Annotated in this window: 29 protein-coding genes; 7 read left to right on the forward strand and 22 right to left on the reverse strand. The window is 33.4% G+C overall.

Annotated elements, in window-relative coordinates; translation table 11 throughout:
• Positions 1 to 97: 97 nt before the first annotated feature.
• The 11 genes from DM800_RS22940 to recQ form a co-directional block, all read right to left on the reverse strand.
• Positions 98 to 514, reverse strand: coding sequence for a GNAT family N-acetyltransferase (locus tag DM800_RS22940; RefSeq protein ID WP_147787652.1), 417 nt, complete (start codon positions 512 to 514; stop codon positions 98 to 100).
• 26 nt (positions 515 to 540) lie between these two features.
• Entirely contained in the window at positions 541 to 918 is a 378-nt protein-coding gene (locus DM800_RS22945; RefSeq protein ID WP_147787653.1) for a hypothetical protein, read from the reverse strand.
• Positions 919 to 1686, reverse strand: a complete 768-nt coding sequence (locus DM800_RS22950; protein WP_147787654.1) for a serine hydrolase — start codon at positions 1684 to 1686, stop codon at positions 919 to 921.
• Between the two features lie 162 nt (positions 1687 to 1848).
• Positions 1849 to 2361, reverse strand: coding sequence for a GNAT family N-acetyltransferase (locus tag DM800_RS22955; protein WP_147787655.1), 513 nt, complete (start codon positions 2359 to 2361; stop codon positions 1849 to 1851).
• 29 nt (positions 2362 to 2390) lie between these two features.
• Positions 2391 to 3392 (reverse strand): HAAS signaling domain-containing protein, encoded by a 1002-nt coding sequence (locus DM800_RS22960; RefSeq protein WP_147787656.1) that lies wholly within the window; start codon positions 3390 to 3392, stop codon positions 2391 to 2393.
• Entirely contained in the window at positions 3379 to 3726 is a 348-nt protein-coding gene (locus DM800_RS22965; protein WP_048547374.1) for a PadR family transcriptional regulator, read from the reverse strand. The genes DM800_RS22960 and DM800_RS22965 overlap by 14 nt, the downstream gene beginning before the upstream one ends.
• Before the next feature lie 169 nt (positions 3727 to 3895).
• Positions 3896 to 4228 (reverse strand): DUF952 domain-containing protein, encoded by a 333-nt coding sequence (locus DM800_RS22970; RefSeq protein WP_147787657.1) that lies wholly within the window; start codon positions 4226 to 4228, stop codon positions 3896 to 3898.
• A gap of 82 nt (positions 4229 to 4310) precedes the next feature.
• Positions 4311 to 6386 (reverse strand): HelD family protein, encoded by a 2076-nt coding sequence (locus tag DM800_RS22975; protein WP_147787658.1) that lies wholly within the window; start codon positions 6384 to 6386, stop codon positions 4311 to 4313.
• Positions 6387 to 6502: 116 nt separating this feature from the next.
• Positions 6503 to 7246, reverse strand: a complete 744-nt coding sequence (locus DM800_RS22980) for a class I SAM-dependent methyltransferase (RefSeq protein ID WP_147787659.1) — start codon at positions 7244 to 7246, stop codon at positions 6503 to 6505.
• Positions 7247 to 7425: 179 nt separating this feature from the next.
• Complete coding sequence (locus DM800_RS22985) at positions 7426 to 7809, reverse strand: gamma-glutamylcyclotransferase family protein (RefSeq protein ID WP_075307402.1); 384 nt, start codon at positions 7807 to 7809, stop codon at positions 7426 to 7428.
• 26 nt (positions 7810 to 7835) lie between these two features.
• Positions 7836 to 9953 (reverse strand): DNA helicase RecQ, encoded by a 2118-nt coding sequence (gene recQ / locus DM800_RS22990; RefSeq protein ID WP_147787660.1) that lies wholly within the window; start codon positions 9951 to 9953, stop codon positions 7836 to 7838.
• A gap of 284 nt (positions 9954 to 10237) precedes the next feature.
• On the opposite strand from recQ, the gene DM800_RS29370 reads away from it, so the two are divergent.
• The 4 genes from DM800_RS29370 to DM800_RS23005 all read left to right on the forward strand — a co-directional run bounded on the left by DM800_RS29370 (position 10238) and on the right by DM800_RS23005 (position 12782).
• A complete protein-coding gene (locus DM800_RS29370) occupies positions 10238 to 10399 on the forward strand; it encodes a hypothetical protein (protein WP_000813318.1) in 162 nt (53 codons plus the stop codon).
• Between the two features lie 682 nt (positions 10400 to 11081).
• Entirely contained in the window at positions 11082 to 11705 is a 624-nt protein-coding gene (locus DM800_RS22995; protein WP_048547385.1) for a hypothetical protein, read from the forward strand.
• Between the two features lie 129 nt (positions 11706 to 11834).
• Positions 11835 to 12191 (forward strand): hypothetical protein, encoded by a 357-nt coding sequence (locus tag DM800_RS23000; protein ID WP_000606238.1) that lies wholly within the window; start codon positions 11835 to 11837, stop codon positions 12189 to 12191.
• Between the two features lie 138 nt (positions 12192 to 12329).
• A complete protein-coding gene (locus tag DM800_RS23005) occupies positions 12330 to 12782 on the forward strand; it encodes a hypothetical protein (protein ID WP_000877594.1) in 453 nt (150 codons plus the stop codon).
• Between the two features lie 2 nt (positions 12783 to 12784).
• Here DM800_RS23005 and DM800_RS23010 read toward each other — a convergent pair whose 3' ends face one another.
• Positions 12785 to 13057, reverse strand: coding sequence for a hypothetical protein (locus DM800_RS23010; RefSeq protein ID WP_227557878.1), 273 nt, complete (start codon positions 13055 to 13057; stop codon positions 12785 to 12787).
• 79 nt (positions 13058 to 13136) lie between these two features.
• The gene (locus DM800_RS23015) at positions 13137 to 14249 is read right to left on the reverse strand and encodes an RNA-guided endonuclease TnpB family protein (protein WP_147787661.1); all 1113 of its coding nucleotides are present in this window, start codon (positions 14247 to 14249) and stop codon (positions 13137 to 13139) included.
• Positions 14250 to 14728: 479 nt separating this feature from the next.
• On the opposite strand from DM800_RS23015, the gene DM800_RS23020 reads away from it, so the two are divergent.
• The gene (locus tag DM800_RS23020) at positions 14729 to 15559 is read left to right on the forward strand and encodes a DUF4352 domain-containing protein (protein ID WP_147787662.1); all 831 of its coding nucleotides are present in this window, start codon (positions 14729 to 14731) and stop codon (positions 15557 to 15559) included.
• A 67-nt stretch (positions 15560 to 15626) separates the two neighbouring features.
• Here DM800_RS23020 and DM800_RS23025 read toward each other — a convergent pair whose 3' ends face one another.
• A complete protein-coding gene (locus DM800_RS23025; protein ID WP_147787663.1) occupies positions 15627 to 16076 on the reverse strand; it encodes a DUF6884 domain-containing protein in 450 nt (149 codons plus the stop codon).
• A gap of 20 nt (positions 16077 to 16096) precedes the next feature.
• Positions 16097 to 17302, reverse strand: a complete 1206-nt coding sequence (locus DM800_RS23030) for a peptide ABC transporter permease (RefSeq protein ID WP_147787664.1) — start codon at positions 17300 to 17302, stop codon at positions 16097 to 16099.
• 161 nt (positions 17303 to 17463) lie between these two features.
• On the opposite strand from DM800_RS23030, the gene DM800_RS23035 reads away from it, so the two are divergent.
• The gene (locus tag DM800_RS23035) at positions 17464 to 17661 is read left to right on the forward strand and encodes a DUF4017 family protein (protein ID WP_087983846.1); all 198 of its coding nucleotides are present in this window, start codon (positions 17464 to 17466) and stop codon (positions 17659 to 17661) included.
• Positions 17662 to 17679: 18 nt separating this feature from the next.
• Here the strand turns inward: DM800_RS23035 and DM800_RS23040 are convergent, their stop codons facing one another.
• From DM800_RS23040 to DM800_RS23065, 5 genes are all read right to left on the reverse strand, one after another.
• The gene (locus tag DM800_RS23040; RefSeq protein WP_147787665.1) at positions 17680 to 19326 is read right to left on the reverse strand and encodes a M3 family oligoendopeptidase; all 1647 of its coding nucleotides are present in this window, start codon (positions 19324 to 19326) and stop codon (positions 17680 to 17682) included.
• 108 nt (positions 19327 to 19434) lie between these two features.
• A complete protein-coding gene (ppaC, locus tag DM800_RS23050; protein WP_000416840.1) occupies positions 19435 to 20364 on the reverse strand; it encodes a manganese-dependent inorganic pyrophosphatase in 930 nt (309 codons plus the stop codon).
• 162 nt (positions 20365 to 20526) lie between these two features.
• Positions 20527 to 21192 carry a lytic polysaccharide monooxygenase gene (locus DM800_RS23055; protein ID WP_048547409.1) on the reverse strand — a complete coding sequence of 222 codons (666 nt, stop codon included), beginning with the start codon at positions 21190 to 21192 and terminating at the stop codon, positions 20527 to 20529.
• 247 nt (positions 21193 to 21439) lie between these two features.
• On the reverse strand, positions 21440 to 21955 hold the full coding sequence (locus DM800_RS23060) for a DinB family protein (RefSeq protein WP_147787666.1): 516 nt from the start codon (positions 21953 to 21955) through the stop codon (positions 21440 to 21442).
• A 255-nt stretch (positions 21956 to 22210) separates the two neighbouring features.
• Positions 22211 to 22714: a GNAT family N-acetyltransferase gene (locus tag DM800_RS23065; protein WP_147787667.1), complete on the reverse strand. Its 504-nt coding sequence runs from the start codon at positions 22712 to 22714 to the stop codon at positions 22211 to 22213.
• Between the two features lie 107 nt (positions 22715 to 22821).
• On the opposite strand from DM800_RS23065, the gene DM800_RS23070 reads away from it, so the two are divergent.
• A complete protein-coding gene (locus DM800_RS23070) occupies positions 22822 to 23118 on the forward strand; it encodes a hypothetical protein (RefSeq protein ID WP_088063706.1) in 297 nt (98 codons plus the stop codon).
• A 146-nt stretch (positions 23119 to 23264) separates the two neighbouring features.
• Here the strand turns inward: DM800_RS23070 and DM800_RS23075 are convergent, their stop codons facing one another.
• Complete coding sequence (locus DM800_RS23075) at positions 23265 to 23702, reverse strand: carboxymuconolactone decarboxylase (RefSeq protein ID WP_147787668.1); 438 nt, start codon at positions 23700 to 23702, stop codon at positions 23265 to 23267.
• Between the two features lie 30 nt (positions 23703 to 23732).
• Positions 23733 to 25223 carry an alanine/glycine:cation symporter family protein gene (locus tag DM800_RS23080; RefSeq protein WP_147787669.1) on the reverse strand — a complete coding sequence of 497 codons (1491 nt, stop codon included), beginning with the start codon at positions 25221 to 25223 and terminating at the stop codon, positions 23733 to 23735.
• Positions 25224 to 25273: the final 50 nt, after the last annotated feature.

Below are 25273 nucleotides of genomic sequence, written 5' to 3' on the forward strand. Positions count from 1 at the left end.
ATCAGTTTGAGTAGTTGCTATAAACAAAAGAAAAAAGCATCACCTTATTGGTAATGCTTTTAAAATCCAATTTTCTTGTACAACACGCATACGATTCCTATAACCTCTTCTCTAAAAAGTATTGACTATGTCCTTTAGGATGATCTTCAACAACACCGTATTCTCGGTAGCCGTGCTTTTTATAAAAGTCTGGTGCTTGAAAACTAAATGAATCTAATAATATTAATCTACAGCCTTTTTCCTTCGCGATGTCTTCAATTTTATGTAACAGTTGACTGCCATAACCATCATGACGAACTGTTTCATCAACCCATAAAAAATCTATATGAAGATGATAAAAATACATCGTTCCTGTTACCCCGCCTAAGATTTCCCCATCGTCATCTTTCACTACGAAACTTACTTGTTCCATCGGCTGTTTTGCTTCATCTGTTAAGATAGACATGTTATATTGAATTACTTTATTTTTTATGTATTCTCCTTCGGCACGAGTACCATTCTCTATGTGTTTCATATATTTCTTCCTTTCAACTTAGTGAGCTATCTTTCATTTTTACTTTTCCTTTTTAATATACTAATAAATACGAATCCACCATAAGTAACAAAGCATGAAAAACCAATTATCCCTGACACAGAAACATAGCCTATTCTTATATAACTTATAACTGCAAAACAAGCGATAGACAATAAAATAGATAGCCAAAATATAAAAGCTGTTTTTATTCGTCTCTGTTTCGATGTACTTTCTTTCTCTGCAGAAACACGTGTGCCAAAGAGTAATACAATACAAATAAGAATCGCTGCAAAGTAAATTGTATGTAATGACAAATTATGATCGTACATCGCAATTCCAACTTCCAAAGCGATAATTGTTAAGATTAATATGATGATTGTTGAAGTTTTTAAGTTTCGTTTCAATCACTCACCCCTAGCATGACTATATTCTTTATATATGTATTTCAAAGATATTGCAAAAACTTCATCTATTTCTTTATTTTCACTTCGAATAGGTAAATCTTTCCCCCCAATAACGTAAAGAACTGGGAATTCATTAAACACCCCTATTATACCAATATTTATTATTGCTGTGGGCAATCCACCTGTCATATGAGCTATATGATAATACGGTATTCCTTCATATTCTCCTTGCTGTCTTACCATTCCATTAATAACTGGTTCCCATAATTCTGGCTCACTTTTATAACCTCTAAAAATATGTACTAAAAGTGAATGCACTTGATTTAACTCTCCAATATTCTGTTCATCCCTAGGGTTTTCTTGAACATGTATCTTAGGGAAGTACGTTGAAACATACTTTCTAATAGTATCCCATCCTCCGCAGTGCAATACAATCGTCTTTGCAATATAACTATCATGACACGCTATCATTACTTCAACAGCTTTACAGAGTGATATTGTATCTCTTCCTTGCAAATGTGGATATAATTGTGCACTATCTTCTTTTGGATTAAATTTAATTTGGTGAAGCATATCATTCCAACTAATTTGTTTGTTTTTTACCATGTTTGCTACTGCAAATCCAATTGCCACTTTTGCTGCTGATGCTAAAGGAACATATAGTTCATTATTATAGGAGGCAATTATATCTTCAAATTTTGTAGAAGACACAATCACTCCAACTTGACCAGATTGTATTTCTTTCATTCTTTCAATGACAGTTTGCATATTCGCACCTCTTTTTATATTGTTTTATTACATTCTTAAATTTCGATATAGAATGTATAAAACCTTTTTTGTTACTTGATATGTATGCATACAATAAAAAAGATAGCATGAAACTTTCCCATGCTATCTTTCTAAATTAAATATTAAGCAAAACTCAATAATCTACTCTTCCGTAGGCTTTTTAGGACCATTAAGCTCCAATTGATAAAAAGCTAAATCTAACCATCTATTAAACTTATAACCAGCCTTCTTAATTGTCCCCGCATGAACAAATCCATAGTTTTCATGTAAGGCAATGCTTTTCTCATTTTCTGCATCAATTCCAGCAATTATGGTCATATATTCCCTTTCTTTTGCAACTGTGATCAATGCTTTCATTAATGAAGTTCCTATCCCATTTTTTCTATATTCCTTATGAACGTACACAGAATGCTCAATTGAATATTTATAGGCAGGCCAAGCTCTAAACGGGCCAAATGTCGCAAATCCTACTATTTTATTATCTAATTCACATACTAAAATCGGATAGCCGTTAGCCTTTTTTTGTTCATACCAATCTATTCTATTTTCAAGGGTTACAGGTTTATACGTATAGACGGCTGTTGTATTCAATATAGCATCATTATAAATATCTAAAATGTATGTGACATCTTGTTTCCTTGCTTCCCTTATCATCACTTTCTTCCTTTCCTCTAATTTCACTCCTATATACGAATACGAGCTTTTCGGAAACCATCAAATATATTTAACGCAGCAGACAAAATGTAAATGATAATACCTCCACCAATTAACCACTTTTTAACTTCCTCTGGAGAAGTAGTAAACACATTTGCCACATACGTAATAAATCCTTCATTAAATAAGTGCGGATTTACTATAATTACAATGAATACTATTGTTCCAACTATTTGAAGAATAGCATTCCCGATTGCCAGCTTTTTCGTCCATTGTCCTTGTACTAACTTATAAAGAGATATACCTATTTCAAACACAATCACAATTACAACAATTGGCCAATACTGAAGTAACACCTCTTGATTAAAAGTTGCCGCGACAAACTTCAATCCGCTTTCTGTACCATGATATACACCTACAAGATGGTTCGCATAAAAATAAAGTGTTGCCCATATTGCCGTCCACATTAACCCCCCAAATACTTCGAACTTTGAGATCGACTTTTTCTTTGGAATATACGAAGTATTTTTCAAAGCATCAGGCGTCCACTTTTTTAAACTTGTCGTCAACGGTTGAGTACCTTTGTCTTTATCTGTTCTTTCTAAAATTGCAAATACAAGTGTCAACCAGAAAAATACATGAAGGCCTACTTCGATAATTTCCCCAATTCCTTTACCTATCAGATTTAAAATAACATTTAATACCGCTTGCTCACCATCATATCCTACAAAATTTTCTGCAACCATTGCAATGAGTGCGATAACAGCTGCAATCGGTATGATCATTTTTAATAATGTCGTATATACATCAAAATAACGTGGTCCAATTAAATACATCGGCCTATCTAAATACCCATTTGCCAATGAAACTGGACTCCCCAATTTTTCAAGAACTCTTTTTTCATCATCTTCATTATAATCATCAGGTAACATATCCTCGATTGTTGACCGTAGTTCAAGAATAATATCTTCACGATTTTTTTCAGGTAATCTCTTCGCTACTTCCTCGACGTAAATATCAATCAAATTCATTCTTGTCCTCCTCCTTTAATAATTTATAAAGTTCTTTCGAATCCTTTATCCATTCCTTTTTCAACTGCAAAAATATCTCTAATCCGTATTCACTTAAAATATAATACTTACGCGGTCTACTCTCCGTTTTATCCCAACTACTCGTCACTAGCTCCTGCTTTTCTAATCGGCGAAGTAGTGGATATAACGTACTTTGATCGATTGTAATCCCTGATTGCTCCAATAATTGGACAAGTGAATACCCATACTGCGGTGTTCTTAACTGGCTTAAAACCGCTAATGTTAATGTACCTCTTCTTAGTTCAGTAATTAACGAATTTAATAAAGCATCCATTCACTCACCTCATTTTCATTACTATATGTCATACAGTATGTGTTTTATACTATGTATCGTACAGTATTAATGTGATAAAAACAATACATATTTACAAAAAATAGAAAATAAAAAAGCACAAACTATATATTTTGTGCTTTTCTGGCTAATTTAAATGCTTATAACAATTTTAATTTTGTACCTCTTGTAATATAAACTCTCCTTTTTCTTTAATAAATGGGGTAACATTTACAACTGATCCAATATGAATTACTCCGTATACATGCGGATATTCTTGACCGTTAAAAGCAAGTTCATATTTTATTTCTGCTTTTATTAAGGATCGATCAATTGTCAGTAATAAAACATCTTCTTCATGACTAAAATGTTTTTCAGCAACTTTTAATGCTTGCTGTAAAAACGAACAATGAATAAATCCCTCCTCTTTTAGTGAAACTTCATTAATTTCTCCATTTATCTTTGCGATTTCCCAATTTCTTTTTGTTATTACCTTTGTAATCATAGTTATTTTCTCTCCATGTCTTTATATAGAAAAACAAGAGGTTTTTCTTTTTGTTACTAGAAACGCCTCTTGTTTTTCATATTTATTTTATTCCTTTAATTAAAGGCGATGCTTCCCCGCTATGGAAAATCCATAAATCATGAAGTGACCTTGTACATCCGACATATAGTAACTTCGCATCATGTTTCGTATTTTTATAATGTTCTTCATCAACATCGATTAATAGAACAGCATCAAATTCTAGCCCTTTTGCCAAGTATACAGGTACTACTGAAATACCACCTTCATATTTACTTTGATCTGCTTCAATGACGTTTACGGCCAATCCTGCTTTTGTTAATTTCTCATATATATCGCGGCATTCATCTTCTGTTCTTCCTATTACCGCAATTGTTTTCACATCTTCGTTTTGTAGATATTTTAACGTCTTCATAATCTCATTAAATTGATCTTCTGCATGGATTACCTTAACATTTTCACCACTGCGAAAAACTGGTGTTGCGAGCCCAACTGGAATCTCTGCGTTTTTAATTATTTCGTTCGCAAATTCTATAATTTCTTTTGTAGAACGATAACTTCTCGTCAGTTCATAATAACCTGTTTCTTGGAATACTTCCTTAAAAGCACCCCACTCTTCAATCCCTTGATAATCATAAATTGCTTGAGATAAATCACCTAATATAGTGAAAGAATTACCTAGTGTAATTTCTTTTAATACATACACTTGGAATGGTGAGAAATCTTGCGCTTCATCAATAACGACGTGATGGAATTTCTGTCCGATTTCAATACCTGTTATGCGGTGATGTAAGTAAATTAAAGCTGGTAAATCTTCTACATACACTTCTTTTTTACGACAACTCTTTTCAGTTTCTTTCACAAGTTCTTCAGGCAATACTTCGAGTATTTCTTTACTTTTCAATATTGAACTATAAAGTGAAAGTGGGCTCATTTTCGGCCAAAACTTCATATATGTGTTCAATCTCTTTGTCGCTTCTTTTTTTAATAATTTCTTCTCGTTTGTTTCTCCATACTTTTTCAGTTCAATTTCAATCCAGCGCTTCATTCGGCCGACTAATCTTTCTCTTCTTTTCTTTAATGGATAATGTTTATATTCAACTTGCATCCATTTTTTTATGTCTTCTACTGGAATAATAGCTTTGTCCCATGCCTCAAAATCACTTGTTGGTATTAATTCTTTTTCAAATTGAACCATTCTCTCTTCAATAAAGGACTTAAATTCCAGCGTGCCTTTCAATTTACCGAGCATAACCTTTTCTTCATCACGATTAATAGAAAAGGCTTCTTTCAACTTTTCTTCTGTTTGCTTTAGTTTCACAGAATCATCTAACGTACGTAATGCCCAATCTGGAAATGTTGTTTGACTAATATTCCCTACACCTAATTCAGGAAGCACACTCGAAATATAGTCTAAAAACAGACTATTCGGAGCGAATACAATCATTCTCTCAGCTTCTAATTGTTCACGATATTCATAAATTAAAAAAGCAAGGCGATGTAAAGCGATCGTTGTTTTTCCGCTTCCTGCAACCCCTTGAATTAATAATGGTAAGTTTCTTTCCGCACGAATAATATCGTTTTGCTCCGATTGTATTGTCGAAACAATATCCTTTAGTTTATTATCTTTATTCTCACCTAATCGATATAGAAGAAAATCATCGGCATGTGAGACATCTTCATTTCCTTTTACATATGTATCAACAACACGTTCTAGTTCTCTTTTTCGAATAGAGATGTTTCGCTTTAAATACACATCACCTTCTACTAATCCGTCTGGCGATTGATAAAATGCTAATTCATCTCCACCGGTAAATGAATAAAACATACTTGCAACAGGTGCCCGCCAATCTATTACAATTGGTTTCATTGTGTCTTTATGTGAAACACCTACTTTACCGATGTAGATCGGCATAACATCTTCCTTGCCACCCTCTTGAAAATCTAATCTTCCAAAGTACGGTTCTTGTACACCGATACGTAAATTTTGCCTATTAGATTCTCTCATACTTTCTAGAATTTGTTCTTTAAAATCATCTCCATAATAAACCGGAATGTTTTCGAGCTGTTCTAATTGATCATCCATCGTACGTAATGTATCTTTCATCCTTTGTAACTCTTCTTCAAAAATGTTGTTCATTTGATGATTCCCTCCTGTCCGTTCTAATTTTTCAGTCGAAATACAATTGTATTAAAAATCCATTTATAAAGTCAATAGTTTTAGTAAGAATTTTCTAAAATAAAGAAGAGTAGAGATTAATCCCTACTCTTCTTTATTTTAATTCGGTACGCCAAACATTCATTTAAAGTTGTTAATTCTTTATATTTCTCTTTTTCAAAATCATATGCTCCGCCTGGAAAGAATCCTACAATACTTAAACCAGCTTCAGCACATAGATTACTAATCTCATCTACCGTATAACATCGTAAAGACTGTGTAACTATATCATTTTGATTATTAGGATGCCACCAATGATCTAACATTCTTTCATTTATACGATCATATTCGTATTTTCGCATAGCTGAGCTTAAAGACATTTCTTGTCCACTTACCTTTTTCCAATAAAGTGGTTGATAAATATCAATAAGTGCACATCCATCATCCTTCATCCAGTTTTTAATCCGTTTTAATAGAATCAATTGCTCATCATCTGATCCTACACCAAATCCGTCTAAATAACTAACAACATCAAACTTTTCTTCAAAATTAATTTTATAAAAATCAGCGCAATGAATATCTATATCATTAGTAGAATGTTCTTTTGCAAACATAACTAACTCTGGTACAAGCTCAACAGTAGTCATTTTTACTTGTAACTTAGACATCGCCCTTGCAAATCCACCATTTCCTGCTCCTAGTTCTAACATTGACTGAAATGGATGTCCAATTTGTTCTTGAACTTCTTTCGCAACCTGTTCTAACCAGCTTTCTGTATTAATATCGTAATTGGATAGTTCGAATTGTTTTTCGTAAAATTCTCTCACATCTAATTCATTCATTATTATTCTCCTCCTGCAATAGATTTTTCTTCTACAGGTGAGAAACTAAATTTCTGACACCCATGAAAAAAGGTTATTATTCTCTATATTTACAATTTTATCAAAATAATAAGAATTTTTAAAGTAACAATATAAAAAGCAGATAATGAATGATCCCACTATCTGCTCTATGGCTGCTATTATTTTTCTTGTTGATACTCTACCCAATCACCAGAAATGATAACTTTCTTTAGCATCTCTTTATCTTGAGCGACATACACAAATGCACGTATTATTCTATCTCCTAAATAAATCGTTTCGGTGATTCGGTCATATAAATCACTTTCTGCATTACCTGTATATTCTTCAAGTTCATCTAATTTTTGCAGAACAACCTCATTTACTTCATAAACTTCTCCGTATACTTTGTCCTCATTTGAACAAATCATTGCCGGATACCCCTCGTTTGTATCAAATAATTTACCATACGTCCATGCTCCGTCTGCGATGCATATTGCACCTTGCATAAAATGAGCATTCGTTTGCTCTTTTCTTAATGTGCCATACACGAAAACGTGATGCATATATCCCCTATCCCCTTTATATATCTCTACTTTCTAAATTGTAAATATGCACGAATCATAAAGTAACTCACTTCATTTGGAAGTTGTTCCTTAATTGATTTCAGACCACCTTCTGCATTTTGCACGGCAGTTTCAATCAGTGATTCATATTCTGCAGGAACAAAACTGTTCCAGTCTATTTCCATTCCATCTTCAAAAGAGCGAATTAAATGATTTTCAATTGTTTGTCTTGATAAGCCACGTTCTTTCGCAATTTCATCTAGATCAATGCCTTGTTTATACATTTCATACGTTTCTAAATGAGAATTTGCTGAAGCTTTCCCTGACTTTTTCCGCTCTGTCACCACTTCTGTTTTAACTGTTTCAGCATAGTTTGGATTGTCCTTAATAAAGTGCTGAACTACTTGTAAGAAGTGAGAACCATACTTCACAAGTTTATGTTCGCCGATCCCTTTCACAGTTAAAAGTTCAGAGTCACTTTGTGGCATTTTTGCACACATATCCTTCAACGTTTGATCAGAGAAAATAACGAATGGAGGTACACCTTCTCCTTGCGCAATTTCTTTACGTACTTCGCGAAGTACTTCAAATAAAGGATGATCTTGAACAATTTGTCTTGTCTCTACTCGTTCTTTACGTAAAACATTCTCTTTACCTAATAATACTTCTTTCCCTTTTTCCGTAACTTTTAATGTCGGATACGTACCATGTTCTACTGCAATTAACTCATCTGAAATTAGAAACTCAATAAATTCACTAACTTCTTTTACACTACGATTTGATAGTAACCCGTATGTTGGTAAAGTATGAAAATTAAATTCAATAACTTTCTTATTTTTCGAACCAGTTAAAACTTGTGCAATCATTTGTTTTCCAAATCGTTGGTTCGTTCTAATCATGCAAGATAGAACCATTTGTGATTCTCTCGTCACATCGATACTTTCCCGGTCATCCGTACAATTTCCGCAGCGGCCACAATCTTCTTTCGGTTCTTCTCCAAAGTATTGCAAAATAAATGATTGTAAACATTGTTCTGTATGACAATAATCAGTCATATTTTGCAGTTTTTCAAGTTCATTTGAAAATCGAGATTCACCTGTCGATTGATCAATTAAAAAGCGCTGTACTTGCACATCCTGAGAAGAATATAGCAATATACACGCACTATCTAATCCGTCACGTCCAGCACGTCCTGCTTCTTGGTAATAACTTTCCATGTTTTTTGGCAGTTGATAATGGATAACGTAACGAATATTCGATTTATCAATCCCCATCCCGAATGCAGATGTCGCTACCATTACACTCACTTCATCACGTAAAAAGAGTTCTTGCTGCTCATTTCGATCGGTATCACTCATACCAGCATGGTATTTTGATACCGAAACTCCCGCTTTCATTAAATCTTCATACAACTGATCAACTACTTTTCTAGTAGCTGCATATATAATCCCAGATTCCTTTTGATTTTGACGAATATAATCCGCTAAATATGCATTACGATCTTGTCCTTTAATAACAGAAAATGATAAGTTCTCGCGCTCAAACGTTGTCATAATCGTATTTTCTTGATTAATTCCAAGCGTGTTGCAAATATCTTCACGAACTTGTGGTGTTGCCGTCGCAGTTAAAGCTAATACAAGCGGCTTTTCTGGAAGATAATCTAATATGCGATGTATATGTAAATAACTTGGACGGAAATCATGTCCCCACTGCGAAATACAGTGCGCCTCATCAATTGCAATCATCGGGATTTTCATATCGATAAGTTGGTCAACAAACTCCATTGAATCAAGACGCTCAGGCGCTACATAAAGTAACTTATAATGTCCTTGTTTCGCTAATTGAATGCGTTGATTCGCTTCTGTAATTGAAATAGAACTATTAATATAAGTAGCTGAAATACCGTTTTGTACTAATGTATCTACTTGGTCTTTCATAAGTGAAATCAAAGGTGAAATAACTAATGTCGTTCCTTCGAATACTAATGCGGGAATTTGATAACAAATTGACTTACCACCACCCGTAGGCATAATACAAACCGTATCTTTCCCATCTAATACATTTTTAATTGTTTCATCTTGTCCTCTTCGGAATGACGAATAACCGAAATAAGACGCTAGAAGTTCTTGTGCTTTTGTAAACAAAAAAGAGTCACCTGCTTTTCTATATCTTTCATCTATTCCTATTATATCATCACTTATGCGTCATGAAAGTGATGAATACATGACTAACAGCTTGCTTTTTCATTTTTTATGCTTTTCTACGTTTTAAAGGTTGTTTAGCAACGGTGTTTTAATGGCTATTTATGTTTATAAATTTTAAAACATAAATAAAGCACATATAAAATGAATTACAAAATAAATATACATTTTATTACCCTTCCTTGAATACTACTAATCTTATACATATGAATTCAGGAGGTTACTATATGAAGCAGCAGAATATTAGTTCCATCAAGCAGAAAACAGTACCGAACCAACTCCAATTTTCGAATCATGATGCGTGGAAATATGAATCGTATTATAAATACCAGCCATTATTTTCTTATAGAAAGCTTTTCCATTTTCTTTCTCAACTTTTTAAACGTTAATGTGTATGTGATATATTATCCATAATAATTTTCTCAATATATATCTTATAGACTTACTATAATACAGCTGTTATCATATGAAATATTCTGTTGGATAAACCCCTTAAGTTGACCTGCTTATAAAAGCAGGTCTTTTTTGATTATTATACATTTCAGTACACTTTTAGATACACTTGTATATCTTTTCTCTATTTTATAACCATACTCCACTCACAACAAATGATAATAGTAACGAGATGTAAAATATAAGTTCTTAACATTTATTGAAGTAATTCTTTTTTTCTCAATACACAAAACGAATTTCACTTATTACTATAAAAGTACTCCAGATGAGTTTTTGCTCATCAACATTATCTAGTTAACGGGATCTGCTGCGGGAAGCTGATCCCATTGACTTTATTAAAGATCCACTTTCATTTGGACACATTTACCAGGTTTTTTAAATAGAATTTTATGATAACATTACTTAGTCGAGTCCGACATCTCGGCAATACCCTTTTGAGGCTCTGCAACTTCCCTTGCAGAGCCTTGTTTATTTTTATATTCATTTTATTTGTATATACCACAATAAAATTCTGCATCTTTTTCCATATCAATTTCTGAAATTAATTTAGGACACGTAACTAAAAATAAATTCCCATCATACTTTGAGTTATACATGTTCAAAGGAGTGTTACCGTTTATGTATTCTTATTGGCAATCGTATTACTCCCCCTATCATAACCCTTATGTACACTTTGATACATCTGTACGTAATTACCGAATTAGTAAAAACGAGAACTTTTTAAAAGGTTATATGCGTTCTTTATGGGAACAACATGTTGCTTGGACGAGATTAGCTATTATTAGTATTGTCTTTAATTTACCAGACGTAAACGTTACAGTTGGGCGACTTCTTCAAAATGCAACACATATGGGACTGTCACTTGAACCATTCTATGGTGAAGATGCTGTAAAAAAATATAGTGCACTAATTAAAGATCACTTAGTCATTGCAGCGGATCTAGTTAAAGCCGCAAAAGCAGGTGATCAAAATGCAGCTGCCGCTATAGAGAAAAAATGGTACGCTAATGGTGATGAAATTGTGGCGTTTCTTACTAGCATCAACCCATATATAGAAAAAGAAGAATTCAGAAAAATGTTTTATGAACATTTAGCACTTACGAAAGCAGAAGCGCTTGCCTTCCTAAATAAAGATTTTGAAGCAAGCGTAAAACTATACGATAAAATTGAAAAAGAAGCATTAGAAATGGCTGATATGCTAACAAATGCAATCGTAAAACAATTCCCACAAGTGTTTCAATAATAATAAGCCGATTTGAAAAAACAAATCGGCTTATAAAACTTTCTATCAATGAAATTTCACCTCTCCTCTTTACATTTAACGTATATCGATATATTTTATTAATATCCGTTTTTTATAGGAGGAAATCTTTTGATTAACGCCATTGGTCTCGTATTTATCCTCACAAATAAACACGAGAAAAAGAAGAAAGTTTATCTGAATGAAAAATTCGCATTAATAGACATTATTGATTCTAAAGAAGTAATTGATGATGAAGGGAACTCACTAGTAGAACTAACATGTAAATACAGTATTTATCTAGATGAAAAATATTACTGTAAATCTCTCGATGATTATACTGGACAAGTATTTCCGTTCTTGAGCGCTAAAATAGGAAAAGGTCTTCTCAGAAACTTAAATTACTATTTCTCTTACGTTGATGCCTATGATAAAAAACCACCCGTTAAAGAAATTAGGCCACTTATGAAACAAGTAACGAACAGATAGCAAAAAATACTAAAAAAAGAAAGCATCTAACTTCGGATGCTTTCTTTTTTGAATCCAGAACTCATTAACTTCTATCCTTCTTCTAAAAGTATGTATCTAGGCATACTTTTAATTAAAAACATTGGAGGATTAAACTAAATGAAATACTCAGAAACGATTGTTAGTAAACGGCTTCGAACACTTAAAATATCTAGTATATTTATTATGCTAGTTTTAATTGGATGGCTTGGATATACAAAATTACTTTATGAAAACGGATTTCTTCAAGAAAAGAAACTTTCAGTTGAAGTAATGAATACTAGTATTACAGGTGAAATTGAACAAAGTTTCCATGTAAACTTACAAGGTTACCGTAAAACAGACGTTGATACTATTATAGATGCAAGTAAAACCGATCCGAGCGAACTATCTTTAATTGAGATTATCAATACATCTTGTTCACGAGATTGCATAGGTGAACCATTGGCATATGTAAACTCAAACGATGGATATATCTTTTATAAGGAGTCTACCGGAACTAATGTTGCTTTAAAAATCAAAAAACAAGACTCGTGGGAAATCGTAAAAAAATCTGTTCAAGACGGAATATAACATTAGAAAGTTAAAGAGTACGTAACGTACTCTTTTTTATTATTAATACTCTTCATGTTTACAATGACATTTCGGTTTCTCTTTACAATTACATTTTTCACAATCACACTTCGGTTTTTCCTTACAGCAACACTGATCACAATCGCAGTTTGGTTTCTCTTTGCAACGACATTCGTGACAATTCCTGCATTTACATCCACATCTTCCGAACAGTGAACTACCCACCACTTAGTACCTCTTACGAGCTTACTTGAAGTAGGGGCTTCTCGGTTCATCGCTACTTTTGATAGCTAACGAATTTGTCCTAGAACAGCCGAGCTAACTCCCTTGTTCCAAAGGTTATTTTGTCACTATTTATGCCAACACTAATAAGCGGATGGCTTCTTTTTTGATATTGATCGCTGCGTTATAGTCACGACTGATTGTGAGTCCACACGAACACGCATAGGTGCGTTCACATAATGGCATTTCTTTTTTATTTCCACAATTACTACACATCTTTGTAGAAGGAAACCATTTATCTATTTTTACAAGCTGTTTTCCTTGTTCTTGTAGCTTATATGCTAAAAATGTCGTGAACATCCTCCAACCGTTGTCCGCTACACTCTTACCAAATCTAAGTGCTCGTGACATTCCTTTCATATGTAAGTCTTCAATTGCTACAACGTCAAAACTCGTAGCTAATTCTTTAGACTTATGATGAAGAAAATTTTTACGTTGATTGGCGACCTTTTCATGCAATTTCGCTACACGAATGCGTTGTTTATTCCAGCGCTCTGAACCTTTCACACGTCTTGCTAATACTCGTTGTGCCTTCGCTAATTTCTCTAACATCTGACGATAAAAGCGAGGATAATTGGCTTTCTCATCTTCGCTACTCACATACAATTCAGCCATTGCGAAGTCTAATCCAACTACAGTTTGTACTTCTTTTTGTACAATCTCTTTTTCATATTCAGTCAAGATGGACACATAGTATTTACCAGTAGGTGTCATCGAAATCGTACACGATTTGATGATATGTTTTGGCGGGATTTCTCTATGTTGCTTCAGTTTCACCATTTTCAACTTTGGTAATTTGATATAACCATGAAATAACATAATATTTCCGTTTACTCGATTCGTTGTATAGGATTTTCTACTCTTTTTACTTTTGAATGTAGGAAAATCACTTTGACCACTAAAAAAATTCTTATACGCAGTTTGCAAGTTTAATTGCGCGTTGGCCAATGCTAAGGAATCGACTTCTTTCAACCATTCATACTGCGCCTTGTATTTCGCAGGAGTAGGGAATTTTTGTTTCTTCAGTTCTTCCTTGTTCTCTTTATATTTTTCATATACTTCTATTCGTTCAGCCAGCATTTTGTTATACACAAAACGTACACACCCGAAGGTTTTTCGTATGAGATGTGCTTGTTCTTCTGTCGGATACAGACGAAATTTATACGCCTTATTCTGCTTTGGCATATCCATTCACCTCATTTTCCGCTTCATATTCCATAAGCTATGACGGTGATCACACAACCTGAACACTACAAGATTATTATCTACTTTCATTGTTATACCAAAATCCCCCTCTTATAAGACTGATTATATCAGAGGCGAAATAAATAGGAAAACCAAAATTCATCTCCCACCTGCCGCTAGACTATCGTCTTTCACACGCCTGAGGAAGGAGACTTCTTTCGGATAATATGTTAAATCGTCCCAAAATGAACCCCTGCAATTACAATGATTCCCCATAAACATGCCTCCTCCTAAATAGAATTCATCATAGTCTATGATGAAAAGTAGAAAGAGGTTTGTTTGCTAGTCTAGTTTTGACTCTTTAGTATAGTAAATCTTACTAAAAAGAACTCTTTTTAAAAGTTTTTGTAAAATAATTACTTGTAATCTGTTATACTATAAACCGAAAATATATTTTTATATATGTAGGAGGATAAATTTTGAAGAAAATTCTATTATCTGTTCTTTGTGGAGCTATTATTTTAGGTGGAGCATGTTCTAAAGATACAGACTCTAAAGATTCAACATCAAAGAAAACTACTAAGGAGACAAGTGAATCGACACAGGTGCTATCAAAAGAAGAATTTGAAAAAATGCACTCTAATCCTAAAGAGCATAAAGGGAAAAAGGTTGATTTCTATGCGCAAATCTTTGTCGAACCTGAACGTGATAAAGATGGTACATATCTTCAAGCTTGGGCTGACAAAGAGCGCAGTAAAAATACTATTATTGCATTTAAAGATCCTAAATTAGATGTTAAACGTGAAGATTACATTCATGTTAAGGGTACTATTAAAGACGTCTTTGAAGGTGAAAATGCTTTTGGTGGAAAAGTAAAAGGTCCTACAATCGTTGCAACAAGTATCGAAAAAACAGATTATGCAACTGCTTTTGATCCTGCCCAAAAAACAATTGAAGTAAATCAAGAGCAAGACCATAATGGTTATAAAATGATTGTTAAAAAAATTGAAATTGCTGATAAAGAAACACGAGTATATTTCACGGCTAAAAATGATGCAACTGCAGCGTTTAATTTCTACGATTTTAACTCCAAATTAATCGTAAATGGTCAACAACTAGAATACCAAGACAACTATGAAGCAAAATATCCTAAAATCCCACAAGGTATGATGCCTGGCGTAACTAGTGATGCTGTTTTAACATTCCCTAAACTCCCAATTGAGCAAGGTGAATTACAATTAATACTAGAAGGTTCGAGTGAAAATTATGATATAACTCTTGAACCATTCAACTATAAAATTAAGTTGTAAATAATAAAATCGACTCTTTTTTGAGTCGATTTTATTATTTACCATTGAAACACCAATTACTTTTCTACTATAGTTCCTTCCCTTCTCCAACAGCCTCTTTCAACCTCTGCAACATATATCCAATCCCTTTACATCCTTCTAACGGATACGTAATAATTTCTTCTGGATACAATTGTGCCACTACTTTCTTATGCTTCTTCCCTGCAAGTAAAACTATTTCATCAAACTGAAGCAAGTCTTTTTCAATCATCTGTTGTTTTAATTGCTCCATACTAATAATTTCATCGCTCTTTGAATCGAAAGCAAGATCATAGTTTTCTAATACAATATCATTTGGTCTTAAAAATCCATGCTTCGCCGATAAGATAACCCAATTCTCGAAAAACATAGTTGCATATGCCTGACATGCTTTTCCGAATGGACTAATATATACTTCTTTTGCCTCCATCGGTCCGTAATCTGGATACTTATCCCAAATTTTCTTTTTTCCGCATGGAATTATGCATAACCTCTTCATTGTTATTTCTTACCTCACTTCTAATTTTTTAAATATAAAAATATAGAATTCTCTACTTCTTCATACTCACCTTCTATATCTCCAATCCCCACTACGTTCCATCCATTATTTGTTTTTATCGGTTTTTCATTCATTATAATATGAACTTGTGTCATATTTTTAAAATCTTCTTCAAAAGATGCTAAAACAGGTTGATCTATCATATATGTTTTATTATGTATACTCACACTTAAAAAGGTTTTATGTAATGCTTTATTTCCGTTTAAATTTACATTCATTGGATTAAACATGTTTAATTTCATATTACCTACAATATACAGATGATACCCTTTTTCTTTATAGAATTGTTTAAAATCCTTGTCTCTTTCGTTTTGAACAAAATGAAGGATTTGCTTCGTTTCTTTACTTATTGCAATTTCATTATTAAAACTCAAATCCACATTTATATTTTGTTTTAAAAAGGCATATAACGATTTATCACTATTAAAGAAGCTCGTTTTCCAGTTAGGAAGGATTTCATCTAATAATAAACATAAAAGCATTCCTGAGCTATAGCAGCTCTTCCTAATGTTATAATTAGCTTCATATGCATCTAAAATAAATCCGCTATATTTTCGTAATGTTTCGCTTTCATCCTTTTCACATATTGCATTGTAAGCGTTCATTTCTACATACCAAGCAGGCCCCTCTATACTTTCAACCATACACTCATATGTTATAAACTCTTCTTTCATAAAACTAGTTCTTTGCTCTCTTAGTTCAATAAATTGCTTAATATAATTATATTTCTCAGCTTGTGACTTACAATGCACAGCATCATATAAACACATTCGTTCATTATTTCGCAATTGTATATTTTCTTCTAATATAGGATATAGAAATCCTAGAGATTCATTTGGAAATCTACTTTCTTTATTCAAATATTGATAGCAATGAAAAAGTTCATGCACCACAATCGCAAGTAAACTTTCATAATCTTTATGCCTATCCATATTCACGATGGCAGTTGGATAATCTTTTAATAAGATACATGTATCAGCCTTAAATTGGTCATCTCGCTTTAAAACGGCATACTCACCATCATCTTTCAAAAATAATGGATGATGAAATACATACACATGCTCATCATTATATAATGCAAATGCAGCCCTATTAAAACCAGGCCAAAGCGTATTCAATAATTCTATACTTACATCTTTCTTTATTCGATTTAATATATTGTTCATTATATGTAACACCCCTATATCATTCTACATACACCTATTCTATTCCACTTAATAACAACCCTTTTATTTACATAAATGTTAGAAAAACATATATCTTTTCTCAAACCATAATGTATTATACAAATATACATGTGATGATTTTATGAAAAGGAGGTGAACAAATGAAAAATATAATCCCTGCGCTAGTACTCTATATTATCGTTTGCGTAATCGCTATGATTGCTCCAGCATCTGAAGGCTATAATCATGTTGGCTGGAAATTGTTTGTTGGGCAAGCATATGCTATACCTATTTTCCTCATTACTGCAATTATTACATTTTATATAAACAAGAAAAAATCTACGAACAAACAGTTATAAGGATAGCAAATGCTATCCTTATTTTAATTCATTTATTAGATCAAAAATTACACTTGCAGTACTTTCTATCCTTTCTTCCGAAAAGTCAAACGTAACACCTGTTTTTTCATATATTTCTTGTATAGGTAAATTCCAATCTGCATTCGCTCCCTCTTTAAAGAAAGCAATCGCTTTTTTTGGATCCTCTCGATAAATTTGAAACAATTGCATTGCTCCTATTTGCGCAATTGCGTATTCAATTTGATAAAAAGGAAACTGAACATAATGAAATGACTCTAACCAGCTTGCACCGATTTCATCTTCTAATCCTGCAATATTGACTGATGAATATTGATACCTTTTACATACTTCAGCGTATTTCTTATCACGTTCTTCTGGTGTATGGTTTGGATTTGTATAGAGCCAGTGCTGGAATACATCTCCTGCAATTGACGCCATTAATAAAGACAAAGCACGATATAATTGTACGCGCTGCACTTCTTTATATTCATCCTCTTGCTTATAAAAGATATTGAGCTTATCCATTACTAGCAACTCAAGACCTATGGAATAAAGCTCAGCTACCTCTTCACGAAGATATCTTTCTTGCATGCTACTATCATTGTTAAATTGTTTATAAAAATGAAATGCATGCCCCACTTCATGTATTAGCGCATTAATTGCATAAAATGATGGACTAAAATTAGAATACACAAAAACCTCTTTACTATGAGGAAAGGTAAAACAAGCAGCTCCCGGTGCTTTATTTTCATGTTCTTCTACGTCAATTAATCCCGTTTTTCGTATATGAATAAATTTCTCATAAAAATATAAATCTGTCTTCCGAAATATTTCTTCCACCCCATTCAATAAATCAATAGCATTTTGGAATGGAGCTTTTGGTAATTTACATGGAGTAAGGTCCCAAGGGCGATATTTTTTTACACCGAGATTGTTTTTAGAAAGAATCCCCAACTGTTCCCATATTGGTACAACATACTTTTCTATAGATTCATGAAGCTTATAACACTCTTTAATACTATAATCTCTATTTTTTTGTTTAAAAGCATACTCACTATAATTATTAAATCCTGCATTTAAAGCGATCTCATTCCGCAATTGTATGAGTTCATTCATAATACAATCTATTTCTATTTTCACTATACTTCTTGCTTCACATAAAGCGTACCAAGCTTTTTCGCGAATAGCTCTATTGGGGTTATCTAGTTTTGCTTTTACGTATGCATACGTCTTTTGCTCTCCTTCCCAATTAATAAATATGTTAGACATTATTTCTCTATATTTCGTAATAAGCTTTTGCTCTTTAATGGAAAGAGCAATGTTCTTGTCATTAAACATTTTACTTTTTATCAATCTTGCTTTTTTCATAAAACCGTATTTCTGCTCATTTAATAAGTCGGAAAACGGAGACTTTCTAAATTTCTGGTCAAATTTCGCATTGTATCTTTTTAAAAGTGGTTGAATTGTATTTTGATTATACATATGTAAATTACGTTTATTTCTGTCATTTGTATCTCTATACGTGGCAATTAAACTACTTGTTATCTCCTCTTCTATTTCAGCGGTTACACGCAGTTCATCCAAAAGCCAACTCTCTAATTCTGAAACAGAAGTAATATTTCGCTCTAAAAGTGACTGTAATTTACTCTCCAAATCATTAAGCATACACAATCCTCCTGTTTTAAAATTTTAATTTTCTGTTTTTTAGAGATAGAAAAGGACAAGTAGCCAATCCGACTACTTGTCCTTGCTGTGTATCTGTACTCAATAAAATTAAGCTTGAAATGCTTCTGTTAATACTGGTACGATTTGTTTTTTACGAGATACAACACCTTTTAAAGTAGCAGTGTTGTTTTCTAGAGATACGTTGTATGCTTTCTCAACAACGTTTGCTGCTTTACCGATCGCAAGACCGACAGAATCGTTAGTTAAGATATCAGTTACAACGAATAAGAATAGGTCTAAACCTTTTTCTTCTACTACTGCAGAGATAACTTTTTCAAGTTCCGCTTGGTGTACAAGAACGTCGTTTGTATCAACAGCGTTTACTTGTGCGATTTCAACTTTCGCATTACCCATTTGGAATTCTTTAGCGTCAAGAGAGATTAATTGCTCCATTGTTTTTCCGCTTAAGTCAGCACCAGCTTTTAACATTTCTAAGCCGTAGTTATCAGCATCTACACCAGCGATTTCCGCTAATTCACGAGCTGCTGCTACGTCTTGCTCTGTGCAAGTTGGAGATTTGAATAGTAAAGAATCTGAAATGATTGCAGATAACATTAAACCTGCAACTTCTTTACGAATTGTAACGCCATTTTCTTTGTACATTTTGTTTAAGATTGTAGCTGTACAACCAACTGGCTCACAACGATAGTAAATAGGATCGCTTGTTTCAAAGTTAGCAATACGGTGATGGTCAATAACTTCTAACACACGAACAGATTCGATATCGTTAGCACTTTGTTGACGCTCGTTATGATCAACTAAAATAACGTTGTCCACTTCGCTTGCAACTGTCTCAACAAAACGCGGTCCTTCTACTTTAAAATGGTCTAACGCAAATTGAGTTTCACCGCTGATTTCGCCTAAACGTACAGGCTCAGCATTCATTCCTAATTCTTTTTTCAATTCTGCATAAGCAATTGCAGAACAAATTGCATCTGTATCTGGGTTTTTATGCCCGAAAACTAGTACTTTTTCCATGTTTTCCACCTCTTCATGAAAAGGATATCTTAAAGAAGCAAATATGACAATATTTAAAGCATAATTTTTTATAAATAATTGCACTTTCTTCTATATTTTTCATCGTTTTTCGTAAAAAAAGATCATCTAAAATGAATTAGATGATCAAAATGTATATTTTATTTAAAATAAGCTAGGAGCTTGCACTACATGATTTAGCGGAAAATTTGATGCTAAACCGTTATTTACAAGGTTAACATCTATAACTTGATAAAATGCATTCCCAGTATCTGCAATTTCCCAAACAGCTAAAATAAGGTGATATCCATTTCTATCAGTAGGTACATTCGCTTCATGAGTTACTGAAGTTCCTGGTCTTGTTCCCCCATCATTTTTCACATAGAATGGCACTAAATCTAAATCAGACCTTGTTAACGGCTTATTTGGATTCCAATCTTTTTTCGTAATATAGTATTTCCATTCTTTCGTACTATGAGGTGCGGTTAGTTTCCACTTGAATGTATTCGTCCCGCCGTTTAACGTAACTTTCTTCCACCTATCAACTGATTGAACGTCTAAAGCAGGAAAATGGCCTGCTCCTGCGATTTGTCCATCAGAAGGTCCTAATTGCGGGAATCCACCTATTCCTTCTACACTTTGCGGCTCGTATTGAATCGGTCCGCAATTTACATTTACCCCTTGCTTACATAAATAAGAACGGCTCGCTGGTGATTCAACATATCCATGAGCTGAAGCTTTTTCTGAAAAACCGAAAGTTAATAATCCCGTAAGTAATATACCACCACTTAATATAACTTTCTTCACCTTCTGTAAACCTTTCGTTCTCATCCCGTCATCCCCTTTCCCATAATAAAGCGAAAATAACTATAGTCGGCTAGTCATCTTCTCTACATCCATTATAAGTCAAGGAGTATAACGAAAAGAACCCTCTAAAAACTTTCTCAAATTCATTTAGTACATTATATAAATTTTATTGATACATTCAAATAACACCGCTAGAGAAATATAGACGGTGTTAAATATACTCAATTAAACTATTCGTTTATAAATAAATTACGAAATTGGCAAAGTTAGTCTAGTTATCAAATAGCCCTCTCCCTCTCAGATTTGCGGAAACTGGCTCCTTTCCGATTTCACGTGCCCATATAGATAACTGGCCGATATGATGGATTTCGTGGACAATGACATGACGTATTAACTCTCCGTGTGTACATTCAATGACTCGACGCCTAATTGGTGCGTCTCTTGAGCTAATCGGCTCTTCATTGAAGTCAGCTTTTGAAAGTTTCCGAGAATCCATTTCATTTGTCCAAGAGGTCACAAATGGCTTCACTTTCCCGTGGTATTGAGCTGTAAGATTTTTCACTTTTTGTAAGCTGGCATACTCTTCAAACAATGGCTCCTCAGGCACTGATTCACCACGCAACCCTAAGATCCACATATATTCCACATCTACAATATGAAATAGGGTATGTAGTATACTGCCGAATCCACCGACCCGTTTCTTTACCAGTTCTTCGGCCGATATGTCTTCGCACCATGTAAACCAATCATCACGAACTTGCCAGTTATATTGAAACAGTTTCAACATCACAGCAACCTCCATCTTTTAGATTAACATTTAATATTCACCAAAAGACTTCAAAATTCCTATTTAAGTAATACCTCTTATACAACTGTTAAAACCTTATACAAATTGGCCCTCAAATTGAACATTCAATATGAAGTTAATGAATGAAAAGAAAACCCCTATTATACAGGGGGTTATCAATCTTTTTACAAATCAATACTCAGACCTAATAACAGATTTTTCGTTTAAAAATATCCCTCTTTTCAAATAAAAATACTAAATCATTTTATAATAAATAACCGTTGCATCTAAATTACCATTTGGAGATATTGCGTATTCTGGTATTTTTCCAACTTCTTTATAGTCTAATGATTTATACAATCTATTAGAAGGGTCTCCTTCTCTCGTATCTAGCACTATAAGAGACCTATTTTCTTGCTTTGCTCTTTCCTCTGCTTTTTGCATAAGCGAACGTCCAATACCGTTACGTCTAAAGTTCGGGTGAGTCATTAACTTGCAAATTTCAGCTCTATGAATCCCATTAGGCTTTGTAACTAAATGTAATTGAATACTCCCTGCCACTTCATTATTTATTTCAGCAACATACAAGATCACTTCTGGTGCTAAAACAGTTTCCCAATACTTTGTTGATTCTATTTGTTCCAGTGGAGGTAAAAAACCAATTGACGCCCCATCATCTACAACCGTTTTCAAAAGTTTAGAAAGCTCTTCCATATCATCATTTATTTGCTTAATCTCTTCAATTACTAAATTTTGCATTACTAATCCCCCTTTTGTTTCATTGTACCAAGTTTTAAGGAAGGAATAACAGGTTACTAAAAGGAAATATATATTTAGATAAAACATACTTATATAATGTATGGCAAGTGGAGGGATTAACCATTAGTAAAACAGGTTTTGACTTAATAAAACATGAGGACAACTTTAATCTTGGCTATGAAGATATCGAAGAGATATCTATGAGCTGTAAATTCTCTAACTGCACTCATACAAATGAACCACATTGCGCAATTAAAAAAGCTATTTCCGATGGATTTCTTACAGAAGAAATAATGAATTGTTATTATCGAGATAAGAATGAATTCGAATATGTATGTAAACAAAAGAACAAAACAAAAGCTATTGATTATATGAAACAATTGAAACTTTTTAGAAAATCTTAATACTAAATAAATAGTTGTTATTTCTCATTCCGACTAAATTTAAAATTCTTACTTTAATACATCACATACCAGATAATTTTTATACTCAAATTTAATCTCACGTAAAAGAACGTTTTAAACATAAAGTTTAAAACGTTCTTTTACATTCAATGCTTCTGATTTTTCAGTTCACTTAAACACTCTTGTACTAATGTTACCGCTTGACTCATTGCAGCTCCGCCAGCAAATGCTGCTGATACACCACATGCTTCCAGAATCTCTTTATCTGAACATCCTTGATCAAGACAACCTTTTGTATGATAAATGGTACAATATTCATCTTGCGTTGCTAGACTAATTCCTAATGCGATAAGTTGTTTTTCCCTTTTTGTTAAAGCGCCCTCTTGAAAACAAGCTTGCGTGAATGCATTATATGTTTCTGCAATTTCAGGAATTTGGTTTGTAAAACTACCGATACCTTCTTTATAATGATGTAGAACGTCATTTACTGTACTATGTTGTTCGTGTTCCATCTTATTATTACCCCCATTCAAATTATGTGTACCTATTGTAGTATGTGATGAAAAGAAGGCAATATACCTCATTGAATAGAATGAATATTCAGTTTATTATTACTAAAATTTCAGACTATCATCCTCTACTGTTTGTTCTTTATAATTTTTCCTTTCAATTTCTTTACTTCTTTCTTCCCAAAACGTTAAACCTTCAATTCCCACATTTTTAGGATCAAATACTGGATCTTTCCCTTCTTTTTTCTGTGCTTCATAATCTTTTAACACTTTTATTGCAATTTTACTTAATAGTAGAATCGCAATTAAGTTTAACCATGCCATACTACCGATTCCTAAATCTCCAAGATTCCATAAAAGCGAGGCTGATTCTACGCTACCGATGTAAACCATAATTAAAAATCCAATTTTTAAAACTGGTTTTAACCAGCTATGTTTAAGCTCACGATCTAAATAAGTAAGTGTCGTTTCAGCGATATAGTAGTATGCGAGTAAAGTTGTAAATGCGAAGAAAAATATTGCGATTGAAATAAATAATGGACCAAACCCTGTCATAACAGTTTCAACTGCTTGTTGTGTATAGATTGGACCTGCATCAACATTCCCTATATTCTTTACTATAGCGCTTTTCCCTTCAGGTATAACATTATACATACCTGTTATTAAAATCATAAGAGCTGTCGCTGTACATACAACAATTGTATCGATATATACAGAAAACGCTTGAACTAACCCTTGTTTTGCAGGATGGGATACTTCAGCAGCAGCGGAGCTATACGTCGCTTCTCCAACACCAGCAACATTTGAAAATACAGCACGCTTTACGCCCCATGCGATTGCTGCACCAACGATTCCGCCAAACATTTCATTTACACCAAAAGCACTAGAGAAAATTAAAGCGAACATACTTGGAATTTCTGTTACATTCGCAATTAATACGATACATGTAACAACTACATAACCTATTGCCATAAATGGAACAAGCATTTGCGAAACGCCCGCAATTCTCTTTACGCCACCAAAAATGATTGATGCTAATAATATAACTAATAATATTCCAGTTATATATTTGCTAATGCCATTAGAGTTTTCAAATCCAACTGCGATACTACTAGACTGAATACCTGGTAATAAAACGCCATATGAAAGTGTTACAACAACCGCTACAATGACTGCAAACCATTTCATTTTCAAGCCTTTTTCAATGAAATATGGTGTACCACCTCGGTATTCATTCCCAACTTTACTTTTATACACTTGAGATAATGTTGATTCAACAAATGCACTCGCTGCTCCTAAAAGAGCCATTACCCACATCCAAAACACAGCTCCTGGTCCGCCAAAAGCGATAGCTGTCGCGACCCCTGCGATATTACCTATTCCAACCCTACCTGATAAGGCTAAACAAAATGCTTGAAAGGATGAAATTCCCGTCTCCGAGCTCTTCCCTTCAAATAATAATTTAATCATCTCTTTAAAATAACGAATTTGCAGAAAACGAGTTGCAATTGTAAAATACACACCTGCCCCTAATGCAAAAACAACTAACCCAATACTCCATACTTGCCCAACTAACCACTCTACTAATTGCTCCATCCAAATCCCCCTTAACATTCTTTTGAAAACTATTTTATATATAAGAAAAC

The sequence above is a fragment of the Bacillus sp. AY18-3 genome (genome assembly GCF_008042305.1).
GTDB lineage: Bacteria > Bacillota > Bacilli > Bacillales > Bacillaceae_G > Bacillus_A > Bacillus_A wiedmannii.